The organism is Mesorhizobium erdmanii (genome assembly GCF_013170725.1).
Classification (GTDB): domain Bacteria; phylum Pseudomonadota; class Alphaproteobacteria; order Rhizobiales; family Rhizobiaceae; genus Mesorhizobium; species Mesorhizobium erdmanii.
Genome location: NZ_CP033361.1, coordinates 3,028,400 through 3,052,437, shown reverse-complemented (window position 1 = coordinate 3,052,437; position 24,038 = coordinate 3,028,400). Strand labels below are relative to the sequence as shown.

Sequence of the window (24,038 nt, the reverse complement as noted above, 5' to 3'; positions counted from 1 at the left end):
AGATGCCATTTAGATTGAGGGCCAGCGGCGCTTGAAAGAGGTGCGAAGCGCGTCGAGTTCTGCCTGGGTAAGGCGTCGGTTGAACATTGTCAAAGCTGACAGAGCGTGACCCGCAGGTACTTTGGATCCCCCATCTCCGGCAACACCGTAGGTCATAGCGGCAGTTGCACCAGAAGTGGAAAGCGTCGCCGATGCCGTATCGACCTTACTTTCCCAAACCCCATTGATATAGAAGTCGGTGACACGGTTCGTGGTGCTGATCAACTGCCTCCCAACGGCCAGCATCTGCGTCCCAGTAGCCGCGACAGTTTGCACCGTGCCAACCTCCAGAGCGCCGCCTGAAACCCCGCCCACGATCGATGCGAGGAAATTGGCGGTAGTCTTATAGATGTTGGTTCCCACCTGAACAGAATTGCGGGCTCCGCCCTTCGTATTGAGCAACACACCCTCTGATCCGGCTGTAAACCCAGCCGCGATGACCAGAAAAGTGAAGCTGGCTCCAAGTTTGTGCAAAGATTGGACGAATGTGTCGTTTGCTGTCAACTGAAGTATGTCCCCGCCATCGAACGAAAAGAACTCGCCAGAGGATTGTCCGTCAGCCCTGCCGTTGAATGTGGGATCGTCGGTTGATGGCGTCGCCAATGTGCCAAGTGTCATCTGGTAGCCGTTGCCACTTACATCGAAAAACGTTTGTCCGCTTCCGGGATAGCTGAACCTGTCACCTGGGTCGAAGCACATCTGAAGGGACGAGATCAAACCCGCATCCCTTACCAAATCGACGACCTTGCGACGCAAGAGATACAGAGGCTGCGGGTTCACGAACGGGATCATTGCAGCGCCTCGATGTTGCCGGTCACAGCACCGTTGAGCTTGGTGATGTACAAGTTGAACTTGCTGCCATTGGTGGTCGTTAGAGCGCTTCCGCCAAGGGCGACGGCAAATCCGCTGAAAGCGACGGCACCGGCGGTGGCACTGTTGGCGATCTGGATGACCATCGAATAGTCCCCGACCTGGGACGGCGCCGCCAGGGTGAATGCACCGCCGTTGCTGATATAGCGAAGATTGCCACCAAGAGGGGAAGGCGCGTAAGTCCCGGATGACTTGGTGCCATCATTTACTGCGGTCGACGTGAACCCCGCCGTGATGCCGGTATTGTCCGCTGCCTTCTGCATCATCGCCGCAGCAATCTCTGCCAGCGTATCAAATGCCGCCGACACGCCACCCAGCACGAGATCGATCGCCGACTTGACAAATCCCGTCGTCGCCACTTGCGTCGTGTTCGTCCCAGGCGCGGCTGTCGGCGCGGCTGGTGTGCCTGTAAACGTCGGGCTGGCCTTAGGCGCCAGACTGGATACTGCAACGCCGCTGTCCTTGGCGATCTTGCCCGTGGTCCCGTTGAACGTGGCGATGTTATCAGCAACCGCGGAGGCCGGGCCGGCAATCAGATCAGTCGCCTTGATGCCGCTGTCCTTGCCCACCTTCCCCGTTGTTCCGGCAAACGTGACCATATTGTCGGCCACCGAAGAAGCCGGCCCGACGAAATCACCTGCCCCCAGCCCATCCGCCCCCTTGTCGCCTGCCCGATCGAACATCAGCCAGATGCCACTTGCCGCCGTCGGCAAAGAGCCGGCGCCGCTGACATAGGCGAGCGTCAGCTTGCGGTAGCGCGTCGCCGCCATCAGGTCGTCGCGCAACTTCACCACCTGGCCGTCCTTGCGATGGAAAAGCCTGAACTCCTCGAACCAGTCGCCAAGGGTCGAAAACACCTTGAAGCGGCCGGATTGCATTCGGTCGAGCATCTCCATCAGCCCGGCCTCGACAGACACCGAACCATCGGGGAATTGCGCGTGGCGCGACAGCATGTTCAGCCCGTGTGCCTGATATTGCCGGGCGAGCGCCACGCCGGCGCCCTCCAGCGTCTCGCGGCGGCCGTCGCGCGGCCAGGCGAAGGGTAGCCATTCGCCCCAAGGCTTGAGCGTCAGCGCCTGCATGGCCGGCGTCTGCTGCGAGGCTCGCGCCGCCTTGGTGACATAGACGACATCGGCCTCGGTATCCCAGGCGAGCTCTATCGCCGCCGAAGGATGGTCCCAGCCGAAATCCAGCGCCCCGATGCGCGGCCAGTAGCGCGGCAGCCGGAACGGCTCGCAGGCGATCAGCGCCTCGGCCACCGGAAAGATGCGCCCCGAGCCCAGCACCGGAATGCCCCGGGCGCGGGCCTCGCGCTCATGCTCGGGATAGGCGGCAACGATCGCCGCGCGCTGCTCAACCGAATAATGCGCTGCATCGTCGATGGTCATGAAAGTAACGTGTCGGGACATTTCATCTTGCCATAATATTCCGCAGAGCCGAACAACCGCCATTGCTTATACTGTTGATCCGGCGCATGGTTGCTTGGGGATTTGGGGACCATACATGATCCGGATAGCAATTGTCGTGGCCATTGCCGCCAGCACGTCGGCGTGCCAATCGAACGTGCCTTATGATACAAGCAAGCAGACCTGCAAGATCATCGACTATGCCGGGGAGAAGCACAACGTTTGTGCCCCGGACACGCCGTACAAAGTGTGCAATGTTTGGTCCAATCAGAAGGGCGACACAAGGATATGGTGCCAACCGCTGACGCGGAAAGCCACCGATCCCAAGGCCCGCGCGAGACAGCTCGCCGGCAGCCAGTATCCATAGGCTAGCCCTTCACCATCCTTTCCACCTCACCCGCCGACAAGAACAACAACACCACGTCGCTCATCCCGAGCAGCGGCGTGAACGTCACGATCGTAATCCCGCCCGTCGCGTTGGTGCGGGTCAGGCCTTCGGAATAGATGTCGAGCGGCGGTTCCTCGTCGAACCAGACGCCGTGCAGCGTCTCGCCCTGCCATTTCTCGCGGCCTTTCTCGAAGCTCTTGAACGACAGCACGCTCTCGCCGGCCTGCACATCGCCACCGCCGCCATGGCGCACCACGACGCTGTCGAGCGCGCCCGGCGCGCCACGGCCCATGATGGTCTGCAAAATGGCATCGGCCGGGATCATGCCGGTGCCCCAGGCCGCCTGCTGCTGCGGCGGGCCGACCAGCACGCGTTGCGGATTGTCGCGCGTGCCCTCGCCGGTGACGCCGGCGGCCCAGAGCCGCACAGCGCCGTCGAAAACCTTGCCTTGCCACCACGCGGGATAACGCCCGGTCAGGTGCATCGCCCATTCGGCGCCGCCGGCCCTGGTCTTGCCGAGCTGGTTGCCGGCCATGAACAGCCGTTCGCGGTTGACGGAACCTGCCGCATGGAATTCGGCCTGGCGCTGATACGGCGTGTAGGTCGCCAGCAGGTTTGTGCGGCGCCGGCGGTCAAGCTCCGCCAGCAGCGCCAGATATTCCGTCTTCGCCGCCGTCAGCGGGCTCTTCGAGGAACGGCTTGAGCACGGCTTCGAGGCCACGGATACGGCTGCGGATTTCCTCATCGCTCAGCCCGTCCAGTTGGTTAATGGTGCCGAGCACAGGGAAATCCTTGGGCAGCACCGAAAGCACGATCTTCAGATATTGGTCGGGCTTGTCGGCGCGCACCTCGGCGATGACGCCGGCGCCATGCGCGCGAAAATCGGCCCGCACGGCGGCGAGGAAATCGTCGCCCAGCGTTTTCTTCGTGCGCTTCGGGCGGGGCACGGAAGCCGGCGCGGCGGATGGCTTGCGCCCGGCCGGCCGTGTCTTGCGGCGCGCCGGCCTGGTCTCGTCAGTCATGGACATGACCGGGAGCGGCGACATCGCCGGCGGACACTGGCGCCTTAGCCGGTCGCACCGGCTTCTTCGCGCGCGCGGCCTTCTTCTTCACCTTCCGCGTGCGCTTCGTCGCCCGCGACTGCGCCGCGCCGGCAGGTCTGCCGGGCTTTGCCGCAGCGGTTTGCGCCCGAAGCCTCGCCACGACAAGACCGACGGCACGGCCAGCGATGCCTGCCTGCGGGAAACCGAAGCCGCCGCCAGCATCCCGCACCATGCCGATCAGCACGCCGAGCGCGACCTGTTCGATCCGGCCCAGCCGCGCCTGTGGCGCCGGGCCCTCGAACGCGCCAATGGCGCTGACGATTTCGTGGCCGTCATCGTCGGTGATGATCGTGGCGTAGCGGTGGGTCATTGGAGTCTCGCAAAGGTCGCGTTCTGGGCGCCCCCCTCTGCCCTGCCGGGCATCTCCCCCACGAGGGGGGAGATCAGCCGTCATCTCGGCTTTCACCAATCGCCTACGCCGCAAGGATGGCGAGGCGCCCAAGCTGCCAATCTCCCTCCTTGTGGGGGAGATGGCCGGCAGGCCAGAGGGGGGCGCTGTCCCGCCAGCGTTCAAGATCGGCAACCACTGCGATCTCACTGAAAGGATCGCCAGAAACACAAAACCCGCCTCGGCGGCGGGTCATCGGCGCAAATCAGCACCATGGACAAATATGTAGCATGGCTGCCCTCACCCGGTCAACTGATTATAAGAAAAAATTCCTAATTGATCGCGATTTTCTCTCGCCTCAAGGCCAGCAGAGCTTGAAGCACAAGATGAAGCCGAAGCGCACGGTTATTGGTCTTGTCGAGCGTGGCGGCAAAGCCCGCATGGTTCACGTCCAGCACGCCACCAAGGCTGTTGTGCGCGATATCCTGGTCCGCAATGCCGACCGCAAATCGACCCTCTACACGGATCAGTCCAAGCTCTACACCGTGACCGGCGAGGAATACGCCTCACACAAGACGACCAACCATTCCGCTGGCGAATACGTCCGCTATGAGGACGGCGTTTCGATCCATTCGAACACGATTGAAAACTTGTTCTCAGTCTTCAAGCGCGGCATGGTTGACGTCTACCAGCATTGCGGCGAAGCCCATCTTCACCGTTATCTTGCCGAATTCGACTTCCGCTACAATCGCCGCACCGCGCTTAAGGTGACAGACACCGAACGCCACGACCAGTTGCTTGCGATGATCGAAGGCAAGCGCCTTACCTATCGGCGGATTAACGAAGGCGATCTCGCCTAAGCAGAAGGTTCGCCGTCTTCTGGCGCTTCGTCGCCGTCAACGTCGGGACGGGGAATAACGTCCGTGACATCAAGGATGCGGTAAAGAGCCGGGCGGCCGGAGACGGTACGCACGTCCACGTCAACAACGAAAGCGGCCCGGAAGGGGTAGGGCTGGTCGAGAATCATCTGCTTTGCGGCGTGACTGTCAAAACGAAGCGGCACGAGTTTTGGCGATAGGCGCTCTATTGTGCCTTTGTCGCCTATGTTCCCTTTCGTTTCGTCGCTCACTCGACGCAGGTAAAGCACTTCGCCGCGCAAAGTGGCATCCTGTGGTACGCTTGCCGATAGGAAGCGACCAATCTGATTTTGGACGGCGTTTGCGTCGCGGGAATTTATCGTCACTCTCTTGTCCAAATGAAAGTCCCCATTCACTTGGATTATAAATTGCGCCCCACCATCTTTTGCGACCGGCTCAATTATTTGATTTAGCTGTTCAGCCAACTTCTTTGTCGGAGGTTGTGCCGTCGGAAGGGGTAAACCTAGAAAGAACTGGAGAACATCATTTAGGCTGGTTACGAACCCCGCAATGGTCTCAATATTGTCGAAAAAGGCGTGAGCTTGATCGGCTCCAGCCATTAGCTCAGCGATTACGCTACCGGATCTGAGTTCTTTGACATAGAGGCGTACATTGCCTGCGATATGTTCGTGTCCGGCCGAGACGACATAATCTTCGTATGCTTGACCAAGAGCCAAAAAGCTCAGCGTCAAGTCGCGCAGTTCTATTGGGTTTTGGTTCTTTAGCTCTACTAAGAGCGTTCCGTCAGTCTCGACCATGCGCCAATTTTGACTTATTCGTGCTAGTTTTGCCAGCGTTCGCGACTCTTGACTCGGTTTTTCTTTTTACGTCTTGCTCGTGCGGCTTTGGCGGGGTCTTTAGCATCCGCTTCAGCGTCTCGTTGAACTTGGCTTCGTCGGTCTTGTTTGGGTCTGGAGTGTTCATGATACCGAAATCCGTTCATCAGGCAGCCCAACGTCTACTCTCGGCTCAAGACGCCCTAGACGCATTTAAAGCGTCCGACGCGGCGTCCGATGTTGAAGTCGCTCGCCGCCATTGGTGGGGCTTTCTCGTTGGCGTATCTGGAGCCCACTCGAAACTTGAACAAGGGGCAAAGTGCTGCGGGCGATGCACCGCGTGGTTTGGTCGCGTAAAGCATCTGAGAAGGACGGACCCCCTGTTATCTTACCTTCACCATGCGCGCGACTCTGACACGCACGGCTTAGCAGATGTAACTGTCAGTGCGCCGCAAGGTCTTTCGATCAATTCGGGCGGGGCATTGGGGTTGGGTGAGACTGGGATTGATTTCAAATTCAAAAACCAAGACGGTGCCGAGCCAAGGGCCGTCAAGATCACAGTCAAGGACGGGCAAGGGCCAGAGCGAGATGTGACATCAAAGGTTTTGCAGACTTCAATTGACCATCGTTTGAGGCTGGTAACGGTCACCGATGACAGATTCAGTGACAGCTTCAACCCTCCGACCGAACATTTGCAGATGCAACTTGACGATACGTCACCCGGTGCGGTGGGAACCCTAGCTATCGCCTACATGCAAAAACTCTTGGAAGAGGCTGAATCTATCCCTTGCGACGCCCAACGCGCTCCTCCGTGACCATAGCCACGTAACCGGCGCGAGCAATATCTGCTAGCTCGCGCGCTTCGCCCTACTTCAGCTCGTAGACCGCCGCCTCGATCATTTCGGGCGTGATCTCAATTGGCTCAATTTCCTCAATCTTTTCAGTGCCGGGCCTGTCGGCTCGAATCATAGGACATTTTCCAATACTTTCTCAAGTATACAGTTGGGAAAAAATTCCTAATGCAAAACGCTGCCAGCATCGCCCGCGGGATACCCAAAAAACAAAACCCGCCTCGGCGGCGGGTCGGCGGCGCAAATCAGCACCGTGGATGAAATCATAGCACAACAGCCCTCACCGGACAATCGAAGCGGTGCTCGCTGGCCGGAAAACCGCACAATCGCTAGCCGGCTTTTCACAACCCCGCAGTTGTGGGATCATTAGTCGAAGCGCATGGAATGATTCCCGTCACGGCCTTTGTGGGAGAGGACGATGGACAGACCAGCCATGGCATCCGTTTACAGGATGCGGCATGCTCCAGCCACGGTCTCCGGTGTGCGCAGCACCGGCCAGGGCCAGGCAGATCCAGTCATCCGCGTGAACTCGCTGGGCGAAGCGATCCGCTTCCTCGCCAACGCCTTTCCCAACTACGACATCAGCACCGCCGCCGTGGATTGCGGCGACCCGTCGATCCCGCGCCTCGACAGCTTGGACGTCAAGGCGGTGTGGCGCGAATATGGCGAGCAGTTGACGCGGGAATAAGCCGCTTGCCCCTGGGCCCGCACCCGGCCCGGCGCCTCCCTCCGGATCGGAACCACGGCTCGCGCGTTTGAACCTGGATGAACTTGGATCAATCGAGGGAGCAATCTTCATGAACGTCGCCAACCTGCAACTCGAAGGCCTGCTGATGGCCGTCGCATCGATCAACCACGTCCTGGTCCGCAAGGGCGTGCTGACGTCGCAAGAGATCGACATCGCCTTGCGCAAGGCCGAGGCCGGCGAGACCGGCGAGGAGCGATCCGGCGGCATGTCGGCGTCGAGCCGCGACGCCGTCAATTTCCCGATCCGGCTGCTGGAACTCGCCAATCAATGCCAGCCGGAGGCCGACATGCCGTCCTTCTCGAAACTGGCCCGCATGGTCGGCCAGATGAAGGAGCCTTATAACGACCAGCTGTGAGGTTCACGCCCTGCCCGGCCAGCCCGGGTTCAGCGCCAGCACCCGGCCCGGCCCGTGCACGGCGGCGAAAAGCAGGCCCGCGGCGAACGGGAAATGCGACATGAAGGCGCCGAACTCGGCCTGGTTCGCGGCCCAGTGCGAGGGGCCATGGAAGGCAAAGCCGAGAAACGTGACATAGACCGCTCCGACGAGGGCGGCCGGGGTCAGGAAGGCGCCGGTCAGGAAGGCTAGCACCAGCAGCGTCTCGAGGATCGCGGCGCACCAGGCCAGAAACAGCGGAAACGGGAAGCCGGCGGCGGCGATGTAGCCGGCGGTGGCTCCCATATCCATGAACTTGAAGGCCACACCCATGAGGAAGACGGCGGCGAAGATCAGGCGGGCGATGAGAAGGGCCGCGGTCTGCCACGGCGATTGAGTGATATCCGGCATGCTGTCTCTCCAGGGTTTGGAATGGCTTCGACCCAAGGACGCACTGGCGGCGCCGTTTCCGACACGCATCCTCGATTTTTTTCGCCGCGGCCCGCGCGGCAGGCGCCCGGCGCCCGCATTCAGATCCTGAAACTTGTCCGTAACCAGCACCGTGATATTCTTAGCAGGGGCTAATGCACAGGTCTGTCCTGTGCAGCGAATTGGGTGGGTTTTAGTTTTGGGCGCGAGCGTAAAGTTCGGGACGCAGTCCTATCTGGTCCGGTCACCGGTCCTTGAGTGCAACGGCTGCGGCGGCACCGGGCAGGTTTTCCAATGCCCGCGCTGGACAAGGTCCAACGGCCTTTGCTGTCCCGCCGGCACCCATCAGCGCGGCTGTCCCGGCGCCAGCGCGCCCTGCGCCGAATGCGCCGAGACCGGGCAGCACGGCGCCAATCCCGCCGATCCAGCCGCCTGACCGGCGTTTTGCGGTTGGCGTCGGGCGAGCCACGTCCGCCGCCCGCCATGGAACCGCCAGCGCCGATCGCTGTTATGTAGGACCGCGGTATCCTATATACTGGTGTCCGCGTGATCATGCGGCTGACAGAAAGCGAGGCCCGGCATGCCCGACGACAAATCGAAGATCAAGCAGGACCGCAAGCTGGTCTCGAGCGAGGAGACCTATGAGGTCGCCGCGTTCGCGCGCAAATACGGCATCCCGCAGAGCGAAGCGCAGACCATCATCAAGCGCTACGGGCCGTCGCGCAAGAAACTCGACAACCATATGGCCGCGCGCGGCTAGGCGGCGGCGGCCACGAGAAGCCAGACTGGCGACAATGGAGGGCCGCAACCATGTCCGACACCCCACGCAGGACCGGCAGTTGCCTGTGCGGCGGCGTGCATTTCGTCGTCACCGGCCAGCCTAAGCGGGTCGGTCTTTGCCACTGCAAGGACTGCCGCAAGGCGGGCGGTTCGGTCTATTCGGCCTTCGCCATCTTTCCCCGCGACGCTTACGAGGCATCGGGTGAGGTCGCCTCTTACGGCACGCGCAGCTTCTGCCCGACTTGCGGCAGCCGCGTGGCCTGGGTCGACGACACCGAGGTCGAGGTGATGCTCGGCAGCCTCGACGTCGCGCCGACCGACCTTGTCCCCGCCTATGAGTTGTGGATCAACCGCCGCGAAACCTGGCTGCATGCCTTGCCCGGCACCGAGCAGTTCGAGCATGACCGGCCCAGATCGGAAGAGGCTGAACCACCGGCGCCAAGACCTTTGTCGGACGCCGTCGCGCACGATTGAAAATTCATCGTTCGGGCCCGGAACCCTCCCCTGACGGCGACGTTATCCGGCGGCCCTTCAGCGCGCTGTTCTGACGAACAGCCAGTTCGCTCAGGGCCGACATGCCACGGAGACGAGCGTTGAACGACAAGATGTTTCCCCGACCCATCCGCCTGAAATTCGCCCCCGAGCGCGAGCGCCTGGTGCGCAGCGCCTGGGAGGGCTTGGAATGCCTCGGCGACTGGCCCGCCGTCCACGGCCGGCGATACCGGGCGGCACTGCGCAGTTGCCGCGACGCGCTGGATGGCTGGACGCCACCGGCAAAGGCGATGCGGGCGATGATCGACGCCGCGCGCGAAGCCCACATCCTCCAATAGCGGGAACAACAATGGCCGACATCAGGCTGTCGTCACCGATTCGTATCAGGCCGCATGGCTCGGACACGATCCGCGAGCTGACGACGCTTCAGGACGCCAGTGAAATCCTGATCGACTGGCCGCATGCCAGCCGCGGCCCCTTCTACCAGGCCGCTCGCGAAAAGATCGAGGCGGCGCTGCAAGACAAGGCCGGCGCGGCAGAGGCACAGGAGGCTTTCACCGCGCTGTGCGACCACGCCGGCCTTCTGGTTCGGTAGCTTCACTCAAGGAGCCTAAACGAACTTCCAACAAAAAAAGCAGGCGATGGCGTCGCCTGCTTTTTGCGGGAGCCGGGTTCTGATTATTCCGCGGGTAGATCGCCATGCACGATCGGATGGGAAGCATCAAATCCGAAGCCCTTCGGCGCCATCAACATCAGCACGATGGCGATGGCGATAGAGGCAATAAACGTGGCGGTGCCGGCGATATCTCTCACGATCATCTCCCAAATTAGAAGTCGTTAAAGAAACGTTTCATCTGAAGCTGAGTTCCGGCACGGCACGAGATTAACTTGCCGGGCGGCGTCAATTCGCCGGGGGCTGGGCCGGCACCTGGCCCGGTTTGATCACCGGCGTCTTGCCTTCGTCGGGCGCAGGCGCGGCCATGCCCTGGTCGCCGGTCGCCGGCGGCTTCAGCACGCCGCCGCAATCGTTGAGCTTTTCGGTCAGATTGCCGTTGCCGGTCTGCTGTTTGCCGGCTTGATCGGTCTCGACGCGGCATTTGTCGGCCTGGGTCGGGTTCTGCTGCTGATTTGTCTGTGCCGCCGCAGGCACGGCCAGGGCCAGCACCAGCGACGCGATGGCGAGAGGTTTCATCTCGGCCTCCTTGTCTTGCACGACCGCCCGCTGCGGCCTCGCAGGGACAACGCTCGCCGTCCAAAAAGGTTGGCACCAATTCCGGCGGACAAATCCTAGCCGCGCGGACGTTTGGCGGATGCCGATGCGGGTTTCTCCTCGTCCTGGTCTTCCACAAGGCCGGCACGCGGTTGGAGCCGATGCAGAAGCCCCGCGACGATCAAAACGATAAGCGTCGCGAACCCGGCCACCTGCCATAAGCCCAGGCCGCAGGCGACGCCGATCGCGCCGGCGAGCCACATGCCGGCCCCGGTCGTCAGCCCATGGACCTCGCCGCGCGAAAACAGGATCGAGCCGGCGGCGAGAAAGGCGACGCCGGCGGTCACCGCCTCGACCACGCGGATCGGGTCTACCTTGACGGCCTCCTGCGCGAACATCGGCGCATGGACGATCTCGACCGTCAGGATGCCGAACGTGGCGGCGGCGACGCAGACGAGAATATGCGTGCGCAGACCGGCGGGGCGATTGCGCCATTCGCGCTCGAAGCCAATGACGGCCCCGTAAAGCGTCGCCAGCAGCAGCCGCGCCGCGATAACCGGAAACGAGGTGTAGGTGGGATGGCCGAATTCCTCGACGAGCTGTTCCATGATTTCCCCTGGGTTGACGGCCACAACGTGGGCGAAGCACCACGGTTCCGTCGGCGGCATCGAGGTCGGGCGGGCATTCCTGGAGCTGGCACTTTCCCGGCCCGTTCCTAGCGGACTTGCGGCAGTCCGGTTTCCTCGTCGTCGGGCCATGCGGCAGGCGGATCGCTTCTTTGCGGACAGTCGTCATAGCGGTGGTCGCGGCCGCCGCAGAAGGAACAGCACATGGCTTCCGTGCCTTCGCTTCCGGGCCACCATCGCGGCGTTTCGTATGGCTTCCTGCTGTCCATTCGCAGCAATGCGCGACGCGCGATTTGGTTGCGCTGGCGCCCGCCGCGCCGCGCTACGGGCGGCTGTGGTGGAACCTGCGGACAGGTAGCGGGTTTTGTGGAACAATGCATCCCGCATCAGACCGCAGAGAAATCGTCATGTCCGCTCGCCTTCCAGTCCTGCTGATGACCCTGGGCGCCCTCCTTGCGGCGACCACTTTGGCCGAGGCCCGGCCGGACAGCCGCGCCATGAGCTGTGCCGCGATCCAGGCCATGATCCAGAGCCATCGCGCCGTGGTGCTGACCACCGGCCCGAACACCTATGACCGCTACGTCAGGCAGTTCGGAAATGAGTGCGACTGGCCTGATGTGCCGATGTCGGCCTATATCCCGGCGCGCGACGGGCACTGCCCGGTCTACCGCTGCGAGGAACCGGTCGACAACTTCCCGAATTGACGGGCCGCCGCCGCGGCTCCATAACATCCGAGCTTCTCCCGCTTCGTCTAATGGTAGGACAGCGCCCTTTGAAGGCGTGAATCGTGGTTCGAGCCCATGAGCGGGAACCAGCCAAGATCAGTTTGTCGGATGCTTTGATGACAATGGGCCCGAAGAGCGGAGAAGCCTTTGGGCTTGGCTATCAGCAGCCGTTGTTGTCATAGGCCTGCTCCTGGCACATCGGATACCGGCAAATGGCGCAGACGGTTTGAACCCTTCGATTGACGGGCAGGTGACGTTACGTTAACTTTGTATTAGGTATATCTAAAATAGGGGCAACTAATGAAAATCGCCATCGTTTGCGCGGCGCTCATCCTTGCCGCATCAAGTGCTGCCGTGGCGCACGAAAAGAAGAAAGCAACGGTCACAGCCAACGCATGTGCAGGTCTGTCGATCAAGGCCGCCGTGGCAGCAAAACTGGACTGTAGTGCAACTGGCACCCTGGCCACGCCGCGCACTGACACCAAAGCCAATCCCGAGCCCCGCCTCGGGTATGACATGAACCCTTTTCCGCAGTCTTTCGGGCTTTAGAGACCGACCTGCGGCGAGCCCCGATCCCGGCTTCCGTGATCACACCATAGGCTAACGCGGTCATCGGGTTCACAGTACGGCCACAAGCGGTCGATTCCTTCGGGATGTAGCCACTCCGAAAGCCCGCCGCGGGTCGCTCCTGTGGCGGGCTATTCCTATCGGGACCAAGGTCCTATCGTCCTCCGACAAAGGTCCGACGTAACCGCTTTGGTTCCGGTATCGTGCATTGGACGTTCCGTTACTTTATCCAATTGCAATATGGTGTGATCACCTTGGTGAGAGACCCGCCGCCCCATTCACGGCGGCGGCGGGCGCCCCTAGGGATCGCGGGACTTGCCGGGGCGTTGGAACCCCTGCCGCAAAACCAACTCTCAGCGCCACCTGATGTTCCCTGCTCATCCGTGGCTGGCGTCTTCGACGCCTCAAGGCTTCGGTATGATCTCGTCGACCCGCACCTTGTCGCCGATCTCTTTCGCGAGCGCCAAGGCCTTGGTTTTGTCCGTCGTGGTCAGGACCGTACGCCATCTGGATTTTTCAAAGACGCTCACCACGTAGGTTGTGGCCGGCTTTTCAGTCATTGATGGCCGTTATCTCCCTCGTTTGCACGCTTCTATATATTAGCAAATATGCATGTGATTGTCAGCCGGCTCTCGACCCCGGCTGGTCAAGCCCCGGCGCGCTGATTTCCAGACCAGCGGGGCCGCAGCCCTTTGCCCCTTTGCCCGCGCCGGTGAACCGGTCCGCCTGAAACCATTTCATCCACCCTGCGTTGAACTCCGGGCATGGCCAGCACAGGAGACTTCTCATGACCGTCAACTGCCGCATATCCATCGACAACCGGCCGGACGCCACCGACGCTGTTTTCCAGGCGGTGCCGCGGATCGGGGAAAGCGTTTCGCTTTCGGTAGACGGAAGTCCGCAGGATCTGCGGGTGTCGCGCGTGGTGCATGTCCCGGACGGCACATTGGACGGCGCCGCCATCATCGTCGAGGTGACGACCAACATCCTCTGAAGCAATCACAGAAAAGCGTGAGACGCCTTTCCCGGGACCAGACGAAACGCTAGATGCCGAAGCCCAGCGCGGCGGCGTCCTCGGCTTCGGCGCTGGCTTGCGGCACGATGATCGCTGCCAGCGGCGCGCTGAGCCGCCAGCTGAGATAGCCGGGCGAGCGTTCCAGCTCGGCGGAGCCGCCGAGCGACTGCGGCGCCACCCGCTGCAGGACAACGGTGCCGAAGCCCTTGCGCGTATCGTCGGGGCGCGAAATCTCATCGCCCCCGTCGCCCTGAGGAGGCGTCGATATCTCCTTCCAGAGCAACTGGAATTCTCGCTCGGCCGAAGCAGCGGCGCCCCGGGCGCTGGAGGAAACTTGAGTGCCCGAGCCTGTGGTCCAGGTGATCTCGACCCGTCCGCCTTCGCTGCCCAGCGCGCCATATTTGGACGAGTTGGTGCCGAGTTCGTGGAACGCCATGCCGAGGGCCTGCACCGCGTTCGACTGCAGCGTCAGCACCGGGCCGGACAGCAGGATCTGCCCCTCACGGCCAAACGGCTTCAAATGTTCCTGGATCAGGTCGAACAGGCTCGCTCCCGCCCACTCCGAGGTGACGAGCAGATCGTGCGAGCGCGACAGCGCCATGATGCGGGCGCGGATCAGTTCCTCGAATTCGCGCGGGTCGCTGGAGCGCTTGCTCGTCTCCCTGACCATCGACAGGATGACCGCGAACTGGTTCTTGACCCGATGGTTGACCTCCCGCATCAACAGCCGGATCCGGCGCTCGCTCTCCTTGATGGCGGAAATGTCGCGGGCGATCTTCGAGGCGCCGACGATCTCGCCATCGGCGTTCTTGATCGGTGACACCGTCAGCGAGACGGCAATCAGCACGCCGTCCTTGCGCCTTCGTGTCGTCTCGTAGCTCGCCACGCGATCGCCGCTGCGGACGCGGCTGATGATCTCCACCTCCTCGCCCTTGAGGTGGTCGGGAATGAGCATGAGGATCGATTGGCCGATGGCTTCCTCGGCGCTGTAGCCGAACATGCGTTCGGCCGCCTGGTTCCAGCTCTTGATGACGCTGTTCAGATCCTTGCTGATAATGGCATCGAAGGAGGAATCGACTATCGCCGCGAGCCGCGCATCGACGGTTGCATTCTGCCTGGTGTCGTTCCCCTCGTCAGCCATCGGCGCCCGCAATTCCTTCATCGTCATTCAGATAGCGCGAAGGCGGATCGAGGCAAGGCGAAAGCCCCGGGTTCAGGCATCCGGCAGGCAACACCTCAATCCGATGTCTCGTCGGCAGAACCGCGGTTCTCGCTGGCGCCATTGATGACGCCGAAACTCTGCGATTTGAGGCCTTGTTCGGCCGTCAGGAAGCCTTCCGCGGCAAGGCCGCGCCGCAGCAATTCCCGCACGGCCGCCGACCGGCTGGGCATGCGCTTGTCATAGCGCCAGTTCTCCAGCGCCATCAGTTCCTCCGTCGTCAGCATGATCTGCAGGCGTTGCGGACGCTCCAGTTCGGCCATGTTTCCTCGCAATCGGGCCAAAACGCATCGAGTTAGACTATGTCTAACTCGACTAATAATTAGGCAGAGCCCCAGAACGCGTCAAGTGCGGTCGACGTGTAACCGGCGCATTACGCCCATGATGCGCATAAAGCGCCGATAGCACGTTTGCATGTCTATGCTAACTTATTGATTTATTTTGATTTTTTCTAATTATGCGCTTGCCATGACCGACCATTGGGCGCATGGTGCAAACTCAACGAAAAATCGGACCTTTTGGGAGGTTTTCATGCGGTACCAATTTTCCGAGCAATTGCGCAATGACGTGTCATCAGCGGTTCACACGGCCTTCAAGACGGTAGGTATAGTCAACATCACCGCGATAGCCGAACAGGTCAGGGTCTCCAATCTGGCCGAGAATGTCGCTCTGGAAGACGTCGAACATCTGGTCCTGAACGCTGCCCAAGCGCTTGGCGCGGCGATCGAATTCGACGGCCTGGGCGGATCGTGCCTGCTGGAAAGCGGGCTCGCCGCCGATTCCGGCCCAGACTTTCGTAACCGGCCTCACTCCTGATTCCAGGTAAAGTGTGCACCGGTTTTCCCTGCAAAAGCGCGTGGCGCTCTCGCTTGGAACCGGGATAAGATAACCAACCGGTGCGGTTTCGCCTTCATGGCGTGGAACGAGTCCGGTCTTCGGAAATTGCTGCATCGTCTTGACAGAGGAGGATGTCGTGAAAAATCTGCGTGGTCTCCTGGCAGACCTGTCCGCCAGCTGGCTCAAGCGCCGCAAGGCGCAACCACCGGCCACTGTGAAACCGATCAGGACGGCGCCCCACGTCGCTCACCAGACGACAAGGCAACTGCCGGCGCATAAACCCAAGCCGGTCGCGGCGCGCGACATCACCTCGCATATGTGAGCTTGGTTCCAAAGATCACCAATTTGTCAGCTATCGGTCGTGGGAATCGAGCAGGCGGACGCTATATTCCCTGCAGTCCCGCCGGAGAACCTCATCCATGACCCTGAAAACGCGCAAGCTCGGCAGCCAGGGGCTGCGGGTCTCGGCCATCGGCCTCGGCTGCATGGGCATGAGCCAGTCCTACGGTCCCGCCGACGAGACCGAATCCATCGCCACGCTGCACCGCGCCATCGAGCTTGGCTGCACCTTCCTCGACACCGCCGAGGTCTATGGCCCGCACACTAACGAGGCATTGCTGGGCCGGGCGCTGAAGGGCAAGCGCGGTGAGGTAACGATCGCCACCAAATTCGGCTTCCGCATCGAAGACGGCAAGCAGACCGGGGTCGACAGCCGGCCGCAACACATCCGCGAGGTTGTGGAAGCCTCGCTCCGCCGGCTCGCCACCGACCATATCGACCTGCTTTACCAGCACCGTGTCGACCCTGACGTGCCGATGGAGGATGTCGCCGGCGCCGTCGGCAAGCTGGTCGCCGAGGGCAAGGTGCGCTTCTTCGGCCTGTCGGAGGCAGGCGCCGCCAACATCCGCCGGGCGCACGCCGCCTTTCCGGTCTCGGCGGTGCAAAGCGAATATTCGCTGTGGGAGCGCAATCTGGAACCCGAGATCAACCCATTGCTCAAGGAACTCGGCATCGGCCTGGTGCCGTTCTCGCCGCTCGGTCGCGGTTTCCTGACCGGCGACGTCAAGCGTGCCGAGGATTATCCCAAGAGCGACTACCGCCGCAACGACCCACGCTACCAGGGCCAAAACTACGACGCCAATGTCAAGGCCGCAGCCAAGGTGCGCGACATCGCGGCGGCGCGAGGCGTCAAGCCAGGCCAGGTCGCACTTGCCTGGCTGCTGCACAAGGGCACCGGTTTTGGCGTCGACATCGTGCCGATCCCCGGCACCAAGCGCAGACAATATCTGGAAGAGAATGTCGCCGCCGCCTCGCTGAAACTCGACGCCGCCGAAATGGCGGCACTCGACGAGGCGCTGGCACCAGGAAAGATCTCCGGGCCTCGCTATAATGAGCGCGGCATGGCGATGGTGGATCGCTAGCGCACTCCGTCGAAAGCAATCTTTGTTGGGCGGATGGCTAACAGCCTACCGGTCTTGCATCGCGTTGTTCGCCAACAGTGACGATCCGATGTTCACGTCGAGCGCAAAACGCTCGCAGCGCTCGCCGTCGAACTCATCGATGAAGCTCTCGACATGTTTGAAGCCGAGCTTCGCCAGCATCCGCAGCGACGCGAAATTGCGCGCCGTTGCCTCGGCCGTGACCTGTTCAAGCGTCAGAGTCTCAAAAGCGTGGCACAGGATTTCGCGCGCCGCCTCGCTGCCCAGCCCGCGCCCCCAATGCGCACGCGCCAGGACAAATCCCAATGCGGCCGTCTTGGCGCCGGCTGCACCAAACGACAGGGTTATCGTCCCGATCGCGTCCGATACCCCTACCCGGTCTATCGACCACTGGATCGCCCTGCCGTCGGCGAAACGCTGGCGCGAACGGGCGAGCCATCGCTCGCCAGCGCTTGTGTCGTCTGGAACAGGATCGCCGGCCAAGGATGCGGATTCGACATCCGTTGCGCGCGCAAACCAAGCCGGGATATCACGCTCGCTCGGCGCCCGAAGCACAAGCCTTTGTGTGGTGAGCTTGGGAACTTCCTCCATGGAAGCACTATCGACCTGAGGCAGCGGCAACGCAACGTGCCTGGAAATCTTGGGAGCAAATGGGCCGCGGCTCAGATTGTCGAAGACATAGGGATCGGCAAGCTTCGGATCCCGGACGGCAGATGACGGCTGCTCCACGAGAGCTGTACGCCGTCGGCGGCTGCTTTTGACAGCACAAAGTGGAGGACGATCTGATTGGAGTGGGAAGAGTATATTAGACGAATGTGAAATAACCGCGATAAGTTGTGATGAGACAATATTCAGCTGCATTCATTTTGGACAAGTGAGGCTAAAATACCACAGTAATATATCGCACCCTGACATATTCTCCCAGTTGAGGGTTTTAGGGAACGGGAGAAGTCAGTGTACAAATTTCTTGCAATTCTTGCGGTTGCTGGGCTCGGCGTAAGCAGCGCGTCGGCAGCCGATATGGTGAGCCCCATCGTCGGCTCGACTTACGACTGGAGCGGTTTCTACGCGGGCGCGCATCTTGGTGTGGCGAACGGCGACATCAACGCGACCGACGTGACGCAACCTGACGGTGGCTTTTTTACAGATGCGGTGCCTGCGGGCACGGAAGGCTTCGACTTCAACAAGGCCGGCGTTGCCGGCGGTGCTCACATCGGTGCGCAGTATCAGTGGAACCAGTTTGTTTTCGGTGGCGAAGCGAGTTGGACCGCCACGGGGATAAAGAAGACCATCGTCAGCCCCTACTTCCCGGACAGCGACACGGAAACCGGCAAGATCTCCAACTACGTCACGGCCGTCGGGCGCATCGGCTATGCCTTTGATCGGGTCCTGATCTATGCCAAGGCCGGTTACGCCGGCGGCAAGGTAAAGTTCACGGCGCGCGACAATAATGCCTTGGTTACATATGAAAAGAACGATTGGCAAAGCGGCTACGCGCTCGGCGCCGGTCTCGATTATGCCATAACCGACAACATATCGCTGGGCGTGGATTACACCCACATCGATCTTGGCTCCAAGACCAGTACCGGCAACAACGTGTTTGATAATGGCAACCTTGGAGCAAATCCGGAGACCTACCGCACCGATGCCAAGATTGACGCAGTGATGGCGCGCGTCACATACAAATTCGGGATGGGGCAGTAACCTCTCGAACTGACCTTGAGTGCGCGGAGATTCTTCGCCGCCGCAATCGTCGTCCGCGCCGAGCCTCAAGAGGAAAGCCTTAAATGCATGGAGCCCGCCGGCTAAAGCCGGCGGGCTCCATGTTATTTCCGTACGAGACGATCAGGCTTGGTTGTTCGTCGGCGACACAGGGACGGCTTGCGCCGTGATCGACGGGAGTCTCTGACGCTTGGTCAGGACCGGCTTTTCGTAAGTCTTCTTCATATTGATATTGTCCTCGCTTTGTTCCCTCGACCGGAATGTGTTGAAGCTGCCGTTTCCTGTCAACCCAGCGATTTCGCCAGTTGCCGGCAATCGCGACGCCGCGGATATGGCCGCGCCGGACGAGGCGCTCGCGCTGTGAAAAATCCTAGGGCCGCGCTGTGGTGGGCGGGACATGGCGATGGTGGATAGGTAGGCGACGAGAGCTTGACCCCGAAAACCGGCGTCCGACTGTGCCCGGCGAGCCACAAGGATCAAGCAGGGACGTAGGTCAACCTGATCACATCCCCGTCAATCCGATCATGAGACATGAGACGGAGCGGCGGTCGCGGTCCGGCGAAATACGGCTTGCCGCGACCAAGCACGACGGGATGCAGGTAGATCCTATACTCGTCGATCAGACCAAGGTCCGTGAGGCTTCGCGCCAGGCCGGGGCCAGCAACTTCGATCTCCCCATCGCGCTCGGCCTTGAGCGCCCGGATCGCGCTCTCCAGATCAGCTTGGACAAGCCGCGCGTTGGGGCCGACCGATTTCAACGTGCGCGAAACGACCCATTTCGGCTGCTTGCGCCACGCCGCCGCGAAGGCGTGCTCATCTGCCTTCCATTCAGCATGATCGTCATCCCAGTAACGCATGATCTCATAGATTTGGCGACCGTACACACTGCCCGCCTGCCGCTCCGCCTCCTCGATGAAGTGGCGAAACAGCACAGGGCCTGGCGCAAAGCCGGTATGGTCGACATAGCCGTCCAGCGACTGGTTCATTCCGAAGACAAGCCTGGCCATACTGATTCCTCTTCCCTTGAGCCGTATCCGAACGAAATTCCGATTGCATTGTGCAATCAGTTTCAAGGTAAATCGGCTGATTTGATATTGCAATCGGGTTTTTGGAGCGTGCGGCAACGGCCGGTCGGCCATCGCGATTGGCTCTTCAGGAGAATGGGACCGAACGCCGAGCATGCCTTCCAGCCAACTCACTTCAATTCGCCTGGCTTTGCCGGCTCCTCATAAGGTCAAGGTCGGCGAGGTCCCAGCAGAAAGGCCGTAATCGTCGCGCTTGCGCACGCCGTCGCGACAACCGCCAAAACACCACCGGCACCCGCCTTGCGTGTTGTGCGAGATGCCAGCTGGTCTTCGGTGACAGCATCTTCTGGGGCGTCAGGGACCAAGCGACCCAGATCGGACCTGCTGCCATGTCGAATCGAAAATGCGCGAGTGAACTCGGCTCCGAGCAGAAAAATCTCGGACGAGTAATATACCCACAGCAGGATCACCAGGAGCCCGCCGGCGGCGCCATACGAGGAGGCGACCGCGCTTGTGCCGAGATACCAGCCGATCAGCGACTTCCCGATCGTGAACAGGGCAGCTGTTACTACGGCACCGATAGCGACGTCCCGCCATTCAAGCGTTCGATCCGGCAAGACTTTGTAGATGGCGGCAAACATCACGGAGATCAGGACAAACGACACGGCGGTGTTGACTATGCTCAGCACGAACGTGCCGAACGGCAACTGAGCGTTGATGAACTGGCTGAGTGTGGAGATCGCCGCGCTTGCCGCCAGGGATACGAGCAGCATGAAACCGAGTGCGGCCACGAGTCCGAGGCTTGCTGCCCGAGCGCGCAAGAGGCGCGACAGCGAGCTTCCCTTCGGTTCAACCTTCCATATTCGGTTGAGCGACTGCTGCATTTCACCAAACACGCCGGAGGCGGTAACGAACAGGGTAGCCATGCCGACGATCGCCGCCACGGTTCCCGATGACTTGGCGGATGCCCCTTCCAGCGCGGTTTGCAGAAGACCGGCGCTTTCCGCTCCCATTAGACCCGAAATCTGGGCGGACAGCGCCAGCTGCGCGGCCTCGTGACCGAACGCCAGACCAGCGATTGCGACGACGATCAGCAGGACCGGCGCCAGCGACGTGGCGGCGTAGAAGGCCATCGCGGCGCCGTGACTAAGGGCGTCATCGTCGACAAAGCCGATCACGGCTTCTCTGACGAGGTCCCATAGCTCCTTCAATGAGAGTCGCATTTTAAGCCGCAAGTTGGAAACGAGTTGGCGGTTCCAGTGACGTCCAGTAGCAATGCTCCAGAACTTCCTATGTTCCGTCTGCATTGCAGGACAACGATCGCCCCTCTGCGGGTCAAACGTTGTCGCTCCAAAGTAAACGAGCTTGCTTCCTATCCCGCCGCCGTTTTCTTCGCCCCCAGCCGTGGCCGGCGCCGTTTGGCGACCAGCTTCAGCGCCACCGCCTGCTCCTTCGACAGCGCGCCCGTCACCGCATCGACCATGCCATGCGCCACGAAATCCGCGTTTATTTCATGGGCGAGGCTGGCGGCCGCTTGACTGTCGTCGTTGCCTGCTTCGGACCAGAATACGATGCCCACCCGCAGCCCCGCTTTCGCGCGCTTCAGCCGGCGGACCAGGAAGCGGGCGTGCTTGACCGAATCCCGGTTGAGGAAGCCGACCACCACGGTGTCGATCGCCCCGAGGTCGAGGCGGCGGATGCTCGACGGCTCCATCTCGGCAAAGCCCGCCTTCGACGCGGCCGCGCCTTGTACTTCCAGCACCTGCGCCAGCATCGCGGCGGCGGCGTCGTCGAGTTCCCCTCGCCCGCCAGCGCACAGCACCGACAGGCCGGTGCCGTCGGGCAGATCGGCCGCGTCCTCGTCGCCGGCTTCGCCGTTCTCGTCCGCCTCCCCGCTCACTTCAGGCGCATCCTCCTCGTCCGCCTCCTCCTTCGCATCCTCATCGAGATTGGCCACCAGCGTCAGCGCGCTGGCCGCCACTTGCCGTCTCTGCATATCGCCCATGACGCCGCGCACGCGGTCGCGCTCGCCCAAGAGCAGGGCCGGAATGGCCACCTTGTCGTAGAAGTCGACCAGATATTTTTCCTCGAGCATCTCCTCGGCATGATCGGTGGCTTCGTCCGGGTCGCCGGCCAGGAGCCGCTGGTAGAGACGTGCGTGAGGTTCCAGCACCGGCTCATTGCCGAACAGCACGTCGAGGAACTCGAACTGCGGCACGTGCCTGCCCAGCACCACCAGGCAGACGGTGAGCGGCGTCGACAGCACAAGCCCGAGCGGTCCCCACAGCCACGTCCAGAAGATCGCCGCGACGATGATCGCCAGCGGCGACAGCCCGGTTCGCGACCCATAAAGCCAGGGTTCGACGACGTTGCCGGTGATGAGCTCCATCACCACGAACAAAGCGGCCGTCCACGCGACGAGCGCCCAGCCGGGCGCCACTGCGAGCGCCAGGAACAGCGGCAGAAGCATGCCGATGGCCGGGCCGATATAGGGAACGAAGCGCAGCGCCAGCGCCAGCATCCCCCACAGCAGGGCATTGGGAATGCCGAGCACCCACAGCCCGATGGCGATCGGTATGGCGTAGACGATGTTGACCACCAATTGCATCAGCAGATAGAGGCCGACCCTTTTTCCCGCGTCGCGAAGCGCCTCGGTGGTGCGGTGAAGGTCGCCATAGCCGACAAGCCGGATGAAGCGGTCGCGCAGATCCTCCCGTTCGAGCAGCATGAAGATGACGACGACGATGATCAGGCCGGCCGACCCGAGCGGGCTGATCAGCGGACCGACGATGTTCTGCAGGACCTCGAGCGGCTTTTCGCGCGAGACGATCTCGACGGGCACCGGCTCGCGCGGCGGCTTCTCCGGCGTGGCGGCCGGCAGCGTGGCGTCCTGCTTGTCGATCTCCTGGCCGACACGCTCGACCACGCGACTCAATCTCGAAATGATCCCGCCGCCAACGCCGGTTTCCTTGAGTGAGCGGATCTTGGCCAGGATGTTGGTCTGGTAGACCGGAATGTTCTGCGCCAGTTCGCTGACCTGGGTCGCGACGATGAAGCTGAACAAGGCCAGGGCAGCAAAGGCGGCCAACACACTGGCGATAACGGCGGCGATCCGGGGAATGCCGACCCGTCTGAGCGCCGAGACGAGCGGCGCCAGCGCGAAGGTCAAAAGCAGCGCGATAGCGATCGGCAGGAACACTTCGCGCCCGAAATACAGCGCCGCCACCGTGGTTACGGTGGTCGCCACATTGGGCAAGGCGGTTCGCGGATGAGGCGCGGCGGGCGAAAGAATATCGTCCAGCCCCTGAGGCGTCGACGCCGCGCCGTTTCGACGATTGGCCACCATTGATGTCCCCCCTGCCGATTAGCATCGTCTGATATATTGAGCCGGCGCGCAACTTTGGCGGCAATGGGATGTCTCGCGGGACTTGGTCGGTGTCATGCGGCCGGGCGCGGCCCGATTGCCTGGCCCCACTCAGCGCTTCCTGGCGAAGAGCACAATACCGGCGGCGTTGGCGACCTTCAGCACTTTGCCCAGCTCGAGTGTCGGCTTGCCGTTCTCCAGCTCAGACAGAAAACGCCGGCCAACCCCGGCGAGATCGGCGAACTTTTGTTGCGAGAAATTCCCTCGTTTGCGGGCTTCGCGCACCAGCCGGCCGATATCCGCCGATGACGTTATGGTACTCGTCTGCTGGCGCCCTGTGGAAACCTGCGGGGTGGATTGCCCTGCGGTGTCGCCGCCATCGCTCATGGCCGAAGGGAGCCGGCGCGGCGGCGATACCGCGACAGGCTTTGCATCATTCAGGGTCAGCGTGTCTTCCAGGTCCTCATCGTTTGAGACGCCGTGAGCCGGAGCAATCGGTGTCAGCGGCCCGAACAAGTCACCCTGTTCGGTGACATGGGCAATTCGAGGAACGGACCCTGCGGCGCGGCGGGCGATTTCGATCGCGCTCGGCGGCGCGGCGGTCGGAACAGGCGTGGTCGTCTTCGGCATAGGCTTGATCCCGGACGGGAACATAGCAAGCTTGGGATCGAGATTCAAGCTGGACTGCCCCCGATCGGGATCAGGATTTGCAGGCCAGACACCGTACGGGAGCAAATTTCAAGTCAAGTCTTTGCACGATGCTCTGTTCCCGAACAGGAGCAGAGCGCG

33 protein-coding genes, 1 tRNA gene and 1 pseudogene are annotated in these 24,038 nt (G+C 61.8%); 17 read left to right on the top strand and 18 right to left on the bottom strand.

What is annotated here, in order from left to right; all coding sequences use genetic code 11:
• Positions 1 to 9 precede the first annotated feature (9 nt).
• Both EB233_RS14845 and EB233_RS31820 read right to left on the bottom strand, forming a co-directional pair.
• Positions 10 to 831: a hypothetical protein gene (locus tag EB233_RS14845; protein WP_064988032.1), complete on the bottom strand. Its 822-nt coding sequence runs from the start codon at positions 829 to 831 to the stop codon at positions 10 to 12.
• Entirely contained in the window at positions 828 to 2,318 is a 1,491-nt protein-coding gene (locus tag EB233_RS31820) for a phage terminase large subunit family protein (protein ID WP_244277587.1), read from the bottom strand. The genes EB233_RS14845 and EB233_RS31820 overlap by 4 nt, the downstream gene beginning before the upstream one ends.
• A gap of 94 nt (positions 2,319 to 2,412) precedes the next feature.
• On the opposite strand from EB233_RS31820, the gene EB233_RS14835 reads away from it, so the two are divergent.
• On the top strand, positions 2,413 to 2,682 hold the full coding sequence (locus tag EB233_RS14835; RefSeq protein ID WP_027052498.1) for a hypothetical protein: 270 nt from the start codon (positions 2,413 to 2,415) through the stop codon (positions 2,680 to 2,682).
• Between the two features lies 1 nt (position 2,683).
• Here EB233_RS14835 and EB233_RS14830 read toward each other — a convergent pair whose 3' ends face one another.
• The 3 genes from EB233_RS14830 to EB233_RS14820 are packed head-to-tail and all read right to left on the bottom strand — an operon-like array spanning position 2,684 to position 4,116.
• Positions 2,684 to 3,448, bottom strand: a complete 765-nt coding sequence (locus EB233_RS14830) for a terminase large subunit domain-containing protein (RefSeq protein WP_064988030.1) — start codon at positions 3,446 to 3,448, stop codon at positions 2,684 to 2,686.
• Entirely contained in the window at positions 3,336 to 3,725 is a 390-nt protein-coding gene (locus EB233_RS14825) for a hypothetical protein (protein ID WP_064988029.1), read from the bottom strand. Before EB233_RS14825 ends, EB233_RS14830 begins: the two co-directional genes overlap by 113 nt.
• Positions 3,718 to 4,116, bottom strand: a complete 399-nt coding sequence (locus EB233_RS14820) for a hypothetical protein (RefSeq protein ID WP_064988028.1) — start codon at positions 4,114 to 4,116, stop codon at positions 3,718 to 3,720. Before EB233_RS14820 ends, EB233_RS14825 begins: the two co-directional genes overlap by 8 nt.
• A gap of 413 nt (positions 4,117 to 4,529) precedes the next feature.
• On the opposite strand from EB233_RS14820, the pseudogene EB233_RS14815 reads away from it, so the two are divergent.
• Positions 4,530 to 4,994 (top strand): annotated as a pseudogene (locus tag EB233_RS14815) (IS1595 family transposase); the annotation flags it as partial.
• Here the strand turns inward: EB233_RS14815 and EB233_RS14810 are convergent.
• Positions 4,991 to 5,809, bottom strand: coding sequence for a hypothetical protein (locus tag EB233_RS14810; protein ID WP_064988027.1), 819 nt, complete (start codon positions 5,807 to 5,809; stop codon positions 4,991 to 4,993). The pseudogene EB233_RS14815 and the gene EB233_RS14810 overlap by 4 nt on opposite strands.
• Before the next feature lie 164 nt (positions 5,810 to 5,973).
• On the opposite strand from EB233_RS14810, the gene EB233_RS14805 reads away from it, so the two are divergent.
• From EB233_RS14805 to EB233_RS14795, 3 genes are all read left to right on the top strand, one after another.
• Positions 5,974 to 6,642: a hypothetical protein gene (locus EB233_RS14805; protein ID WP_155765284.1), complete on the top strand. Its 669-nt coding sequence runs from the start codon at positions 5,974 to 5,976 to the stop codon at positions 6,640 to 6,642.
• A 454-nt stretch (positions 6,643 to 7,096) separates the two neighbouring features.
• The gene (locus EB233_RS14800) at positions 7,097 to 7,366 is read left to right on the top strand and encodes a hypothetical protein (RefSeq protein ID WP_027052491.1); all 270 of its coding nucleotides are present in this window, start codon (positions 7,097 to 7,099) and stop codon (positions 7,364 to 7,366) included.
• A gap of 109 nt (positions 7,367 to 7,475) precedes the next feature.
• Entirely contained in the window at positions 7,476 to 7,781 is a 306-nt protein-coding gene (locus tag EB233_RS14795) for a hypothetical protein (protein WP_027029924.1), read from the top strand.
• 3 nt (positions 7,782 to 7,784) lie between these two features.
• On the opposite strand, the gene EB233_RS14790 is transcribed toward EB233_RS14795, so the two are convergent.
• Complete coding sequence (locus EB233_RS14790; RefSeq protein WP_064988025.1) at positions 7,785 to 8,210, bottom strand: DoxX family protein; 426 nt, start codon at positions 8,208 to 8,210, stop codon at positions 7,785 to 7,787.
• A 598-nt stretch (positions 8,211 to 8,808) separates the two neighbouring features.
• Here EB233_RS14790 and EB233_RS14785 point away from each other — a divergent pair.
• The 4 genes from EB233_RS14785 (at position 8,809) to EB233_RS14770 (ending at position 10,095) form a co-directional block, all read left to right on the top strand.
• The gene (locus EB233_RS14785; RefSeq protein WP_027052489.1) at positions 8,809 to 8,988 is read left to right on the top strand and encodes a DUF3606 domain-containing protein; all 180 of its coding nucleotides are present in this window, start codon (positions 8,809 to 8,811) and stop codon (positions 8,986 to 8,988) included.
• 50 nt (positions 8,989 to 9,038) lie between these two features.
• Entirely contained in the window at positions 9,039 to 9,482 is a 444-nt protein-coding gene (locus EB233_RS14780; RefSeq protein WP_064988024.1) for a GFA family protein, read from the top strand.
• A 119-nt stretch (positions 9,483 to 9,601) separates the two neighbouring features.
• Positions 9,602 to 9,838, top strand: coding sequence for a DUF982 domain-containing protein (locus EB233_RS14775; protein ID WP_064988023.1), 237 nt, complete (start codon positions 9,602 to 9,604; stop codon positions 9,836 to 9,838).
• Between the two features lie 11 nt (positions 9,839 to 9,849).
• Positions 9,850 to 10,095 (top strand): DUF982 domain-containing protein, encoded by a 246-nt coding sequence (locus EB233_RS14770; RefSeq protein ID WP_064988022.1) that lies wholly within the window; start codon positions 9,850 to 9,852, stop codon positions 10,093 to 10,095.
• A gap of 83 nt (positions 10,096 to 10,178) precedes the next feature.
• Here the strand turns inward: EB233_RS14770 and EB233_RS32140 are convergent, their stop codons facing one another.
• From EB233_RS32140 to EB233_RS14760, 3 genes are all read right to left on the bottom strand, one after another.
• Positions 10,179 to 10,313, bottom strand: a complete 135-nt coding sequence (locus tag EB233_RS32140) for a hypothetical protein (RefSeq protein WP_272481087.1) — start codon at positions 10,311 to 10,313, stop codon at positions 10,179 to 10,181.
• An 88-nt stretch (positions 10,314 to 10,401) separates the two neighbouring features.
• Positions 10,402 to 10,692, bottom strand: coding sequence for a hypothetical protein (locus tag EB233_RS14765; protein WP_064988767.1), 291 nt, complete (start codon positions 10,690 to 10,692; stop codon positions 10,402 to 10,404).
• A gap of 95 nt (positions 10,693 to 10,787) precedes the next feature.
• Entirely contained in the window at positions 10,788 to 11,318 is a 531-nt protein-coding gene (locus EB233_RS14760; RefSeq protein WP_064988021.1) for an MgtC/SapB family protein, read from the bottom strand.
• A 425-nt stretch (positions 11,319 to 11,743) separates the two neighbouring features.
• On the opposite strand from EB233_RS14760, the gene EB233_RS14755 reads away from it, so the two are divergent.
• From EB233_RS14755 to EB233_RS14745, 3 genes are all read left to right on the top strand, one after another.
• The gene (locus EB233_RS14755; RefSeq protein ID WP_027052483.1) at positions 11,744 to 12,040 is read left to right on the top strand and encodes a hypothetical protein; all 297 of its coding nucleotides are present in this window, start codon (positions 11,744 to 11,746) and stop codon (positions 12,038 to 12,040) included.
• Positions 12,041 to 12,076: 36 nt separating this feature from the next.
• Positions 12,077 to 12,150 (top strand) — tRNA-Gln (locus EB233_RS14750).
• A 211-nt stretch (positions 12,151 to 12,361) separates the two neighbouring features.
• The gene (locus EB233_RS14745) at positions 12,362 to 12,610 is read left to right on the top strand and encodes a hypothetical protein (protein ID WP_064988019.1); all 249 of its coding nucleotides are present in this window, start codon (positions 12,362 to 12,364) and stop codon (positions 12,608 to 12,610) included.
• A gap of 422 nt (positions 12,611 to 13,032) precedes the next feature.
• Here the strand turns inward: EB233_RS14745 and EB233_RS14740 are convergent, their stop codons facing one another.
• Positions 13,033 to 13,188 (bottom strand): hypothetical protein, encoded by a 156-nt coding sequence (locus tag EB233_RS14740; RefSeq protein WP_167335223.1) that lies wholly within the window; start codon positions 13,186 to 13,188, stop codon positions 13,033 to 13,035.
• A gap of 227 nt (positions 13,189 to 13,415) precedes the next feature.
• Here EB233_RS14740 and EB233_RS14735 point away from each other — a divergent pair, with 227 nt between their 5' ends.
• A complete protein-coding gene (locus EB233_RS14735; RefSeq protein ID WP_027052481.1) occupies positions 13,416 to 13,622 on the top strand; it encodes a hypothetical protein in 207 nt (68 codons plus the stop codon).
• 49 nt (positions 13,623 to 13,671) lie between these two features.
• Here EB233_RS14735 and EB233_RS14730 read toward each other — a convergent pair whose 3' ends face one another.
• Both EB233_RS14730 and EB233_RS14725 read right to left on the bottom strand, forming a co-directional pair.
• Positions 13,672 to 14,784 carry a sensor histidine kinase gene (locus tag EB233_RS14730; RefSeq protein ID WP_155765283.1) on the bottom strand — a complete coding sequence of 371 codons (1,113 nt, stop codon included), beginning with the start codon at positions 14,782 to 14,784 and terminating at the stop codon, positions 13,672 to 13,674.
• A gap of 95 nt (positions 14,785 to 14,879) precedes the next feature.
• The gene (locus EB233_RS14725; RefSeq protein ID WP_064988017.1) at positions 14,880 to 15,125 is read right to left on the bottom strand and encodes a hypothetical protein; all 246 of its coding nucleotides are present in this window, start codon (positions 15,123 to 15,125) and stop codon (positions 14,880 to 14,882) included.
• A gap of 268 nt (positions 15,126 to 15,393) precedes the next feature.
• Between EB233_RS14725 and EB233_RS14720 the strand changes: the two genes are divergently transcribed.
• The 3 genes from EB233_RS14720 (at position 15,394) to EB233_RS14710 (ending at position 17,120) form a co-directional block, all read left to right on the top strand.
• Complete coding sequence (locus EB233_RS14720) at positions 15,394 to 15,678, top strand: hypothetical protein (protein WP_081293977.1); 285 nt, start codon at positions 15,394 to 15,396, stop codon at positions 15,676 to 15,678.
• A 157-nt stretch (positions 15,679 to 15,835) separates the two neighbouring features.
• Positions 15,836 to 16,021 carry a hypothetical protein gene (locus EB233_RS14715; protein ID WP_171892235.1) on the top strand — a complete coding sequence of 62 codons (186 nt, stop codon included), beginning with the start codon at positions 15,836 to 15,838 and terminating at the stop codon, positions 16,019 to 16,021.
• Between the two features lie 97 nt (positions 16,022 to 16,118).
• Positions 16,119 to 17,120 (top strand): aldo/keto reductase, encoded by a 1,002-nt coding sequence (locus EB233_RS14710; protein WP_064988014.1) that lies wholly within the window; start codon positions 16,119 to 16,121, stop codon positions 17,118 to 17,120.
• Positions 17,121 to 17,165: 45 nt separating this feature from the next.
• Here EB233_RS14710 and EB233_RS14705 read toward each other — a convergent pair whose 3' ends face one another.
• Positions 17,166 to 17,867, bottom strand: a complete 702-nt coding sequence (locus tag EB233_RS14705; RefSeq protein ID WP_244277585.1) for a GNAT family N-acetyltransferase — start codon at positions 17,865 to 17,867, stop codon at positions 17,166 to 17,168.
• A gap of 225 nt (positions 17,868 to 18,092) precedes the next feature.
• Between EB233_RS14705 and EB233_RS14700 the strand changes: the two genes are divergently transcribed.
• Positions 18,093 to 18,842, top strand: a complete 750-nt coding sequence (locus tag EB233_RS14700) for an outer membrane protein (RefSeq protein ID WP_244277584.1) — start codon at positions 18,093 to 18,095, stop codon at positions 18,840 to 18,842.
• A gap of 494 nt (positions 18,843 to 19,336) precedes the next feature.
• Here EB233_RS14700 and EB233_RS14695 read toward each other — a convergent pair whose 3' ends face one another.
• The 4 genes from EB233_RS14695 to EB233_RS31815 form a co-directional block, all read right to left on the bottom strand.
• Positions 19,337 to 19,867, bottom strand: coding sequence for a dihydrofolate reductase family protein (locus EB233_RS14695; RefSeq protein ID WP_064988012.1), 531 nt, complete (start codon positions 19,865 to 19,867; stop codon positions 19,337 to 19,339).
• Positions 19,868 to 20,094: 227 nt separating this feature from the next.
• On the bottom strand, positions 20,095 to 21,063 hold the full coding sequence (locus EB233_RS14690; protein WP_244277583.1) for a YihY/virulence factor BrkB family protein: 969 nt from the start codon (positions 21,061 to 21,063) through the stop codon (positions 20,095 to 20,097).
• 194 nt (positions 21,064 to 21,257) lie between these two features.
• A complete protein-coding gene (locus EB233_RS14685) occupies positions 21,258 to 23,231 on the bottom strand; it encodes an AI-2E family transporter (protein WP_064988011.1) in 1,974 nt (657 codons plus the stop codon).
• Between the two features lie 129 nt (positions 23,232 to 23,360).
• The gene (locus EB233_RS31815; RefSeq protein ID WP_244277582.1) at positions 23,361 to 23,879 is read right to left on the bottom strand and encodes a helix-turn-helix transcriptional regulator; all 519 of its coding nucleotides are present in this window, start codon (positions 23,877 to 23,879) and stop codon (positions 23,361 to 23,363) included.
• Between the last annotated feature and the right edge of the window lie 159 nt (positions 23,880 to 24,038).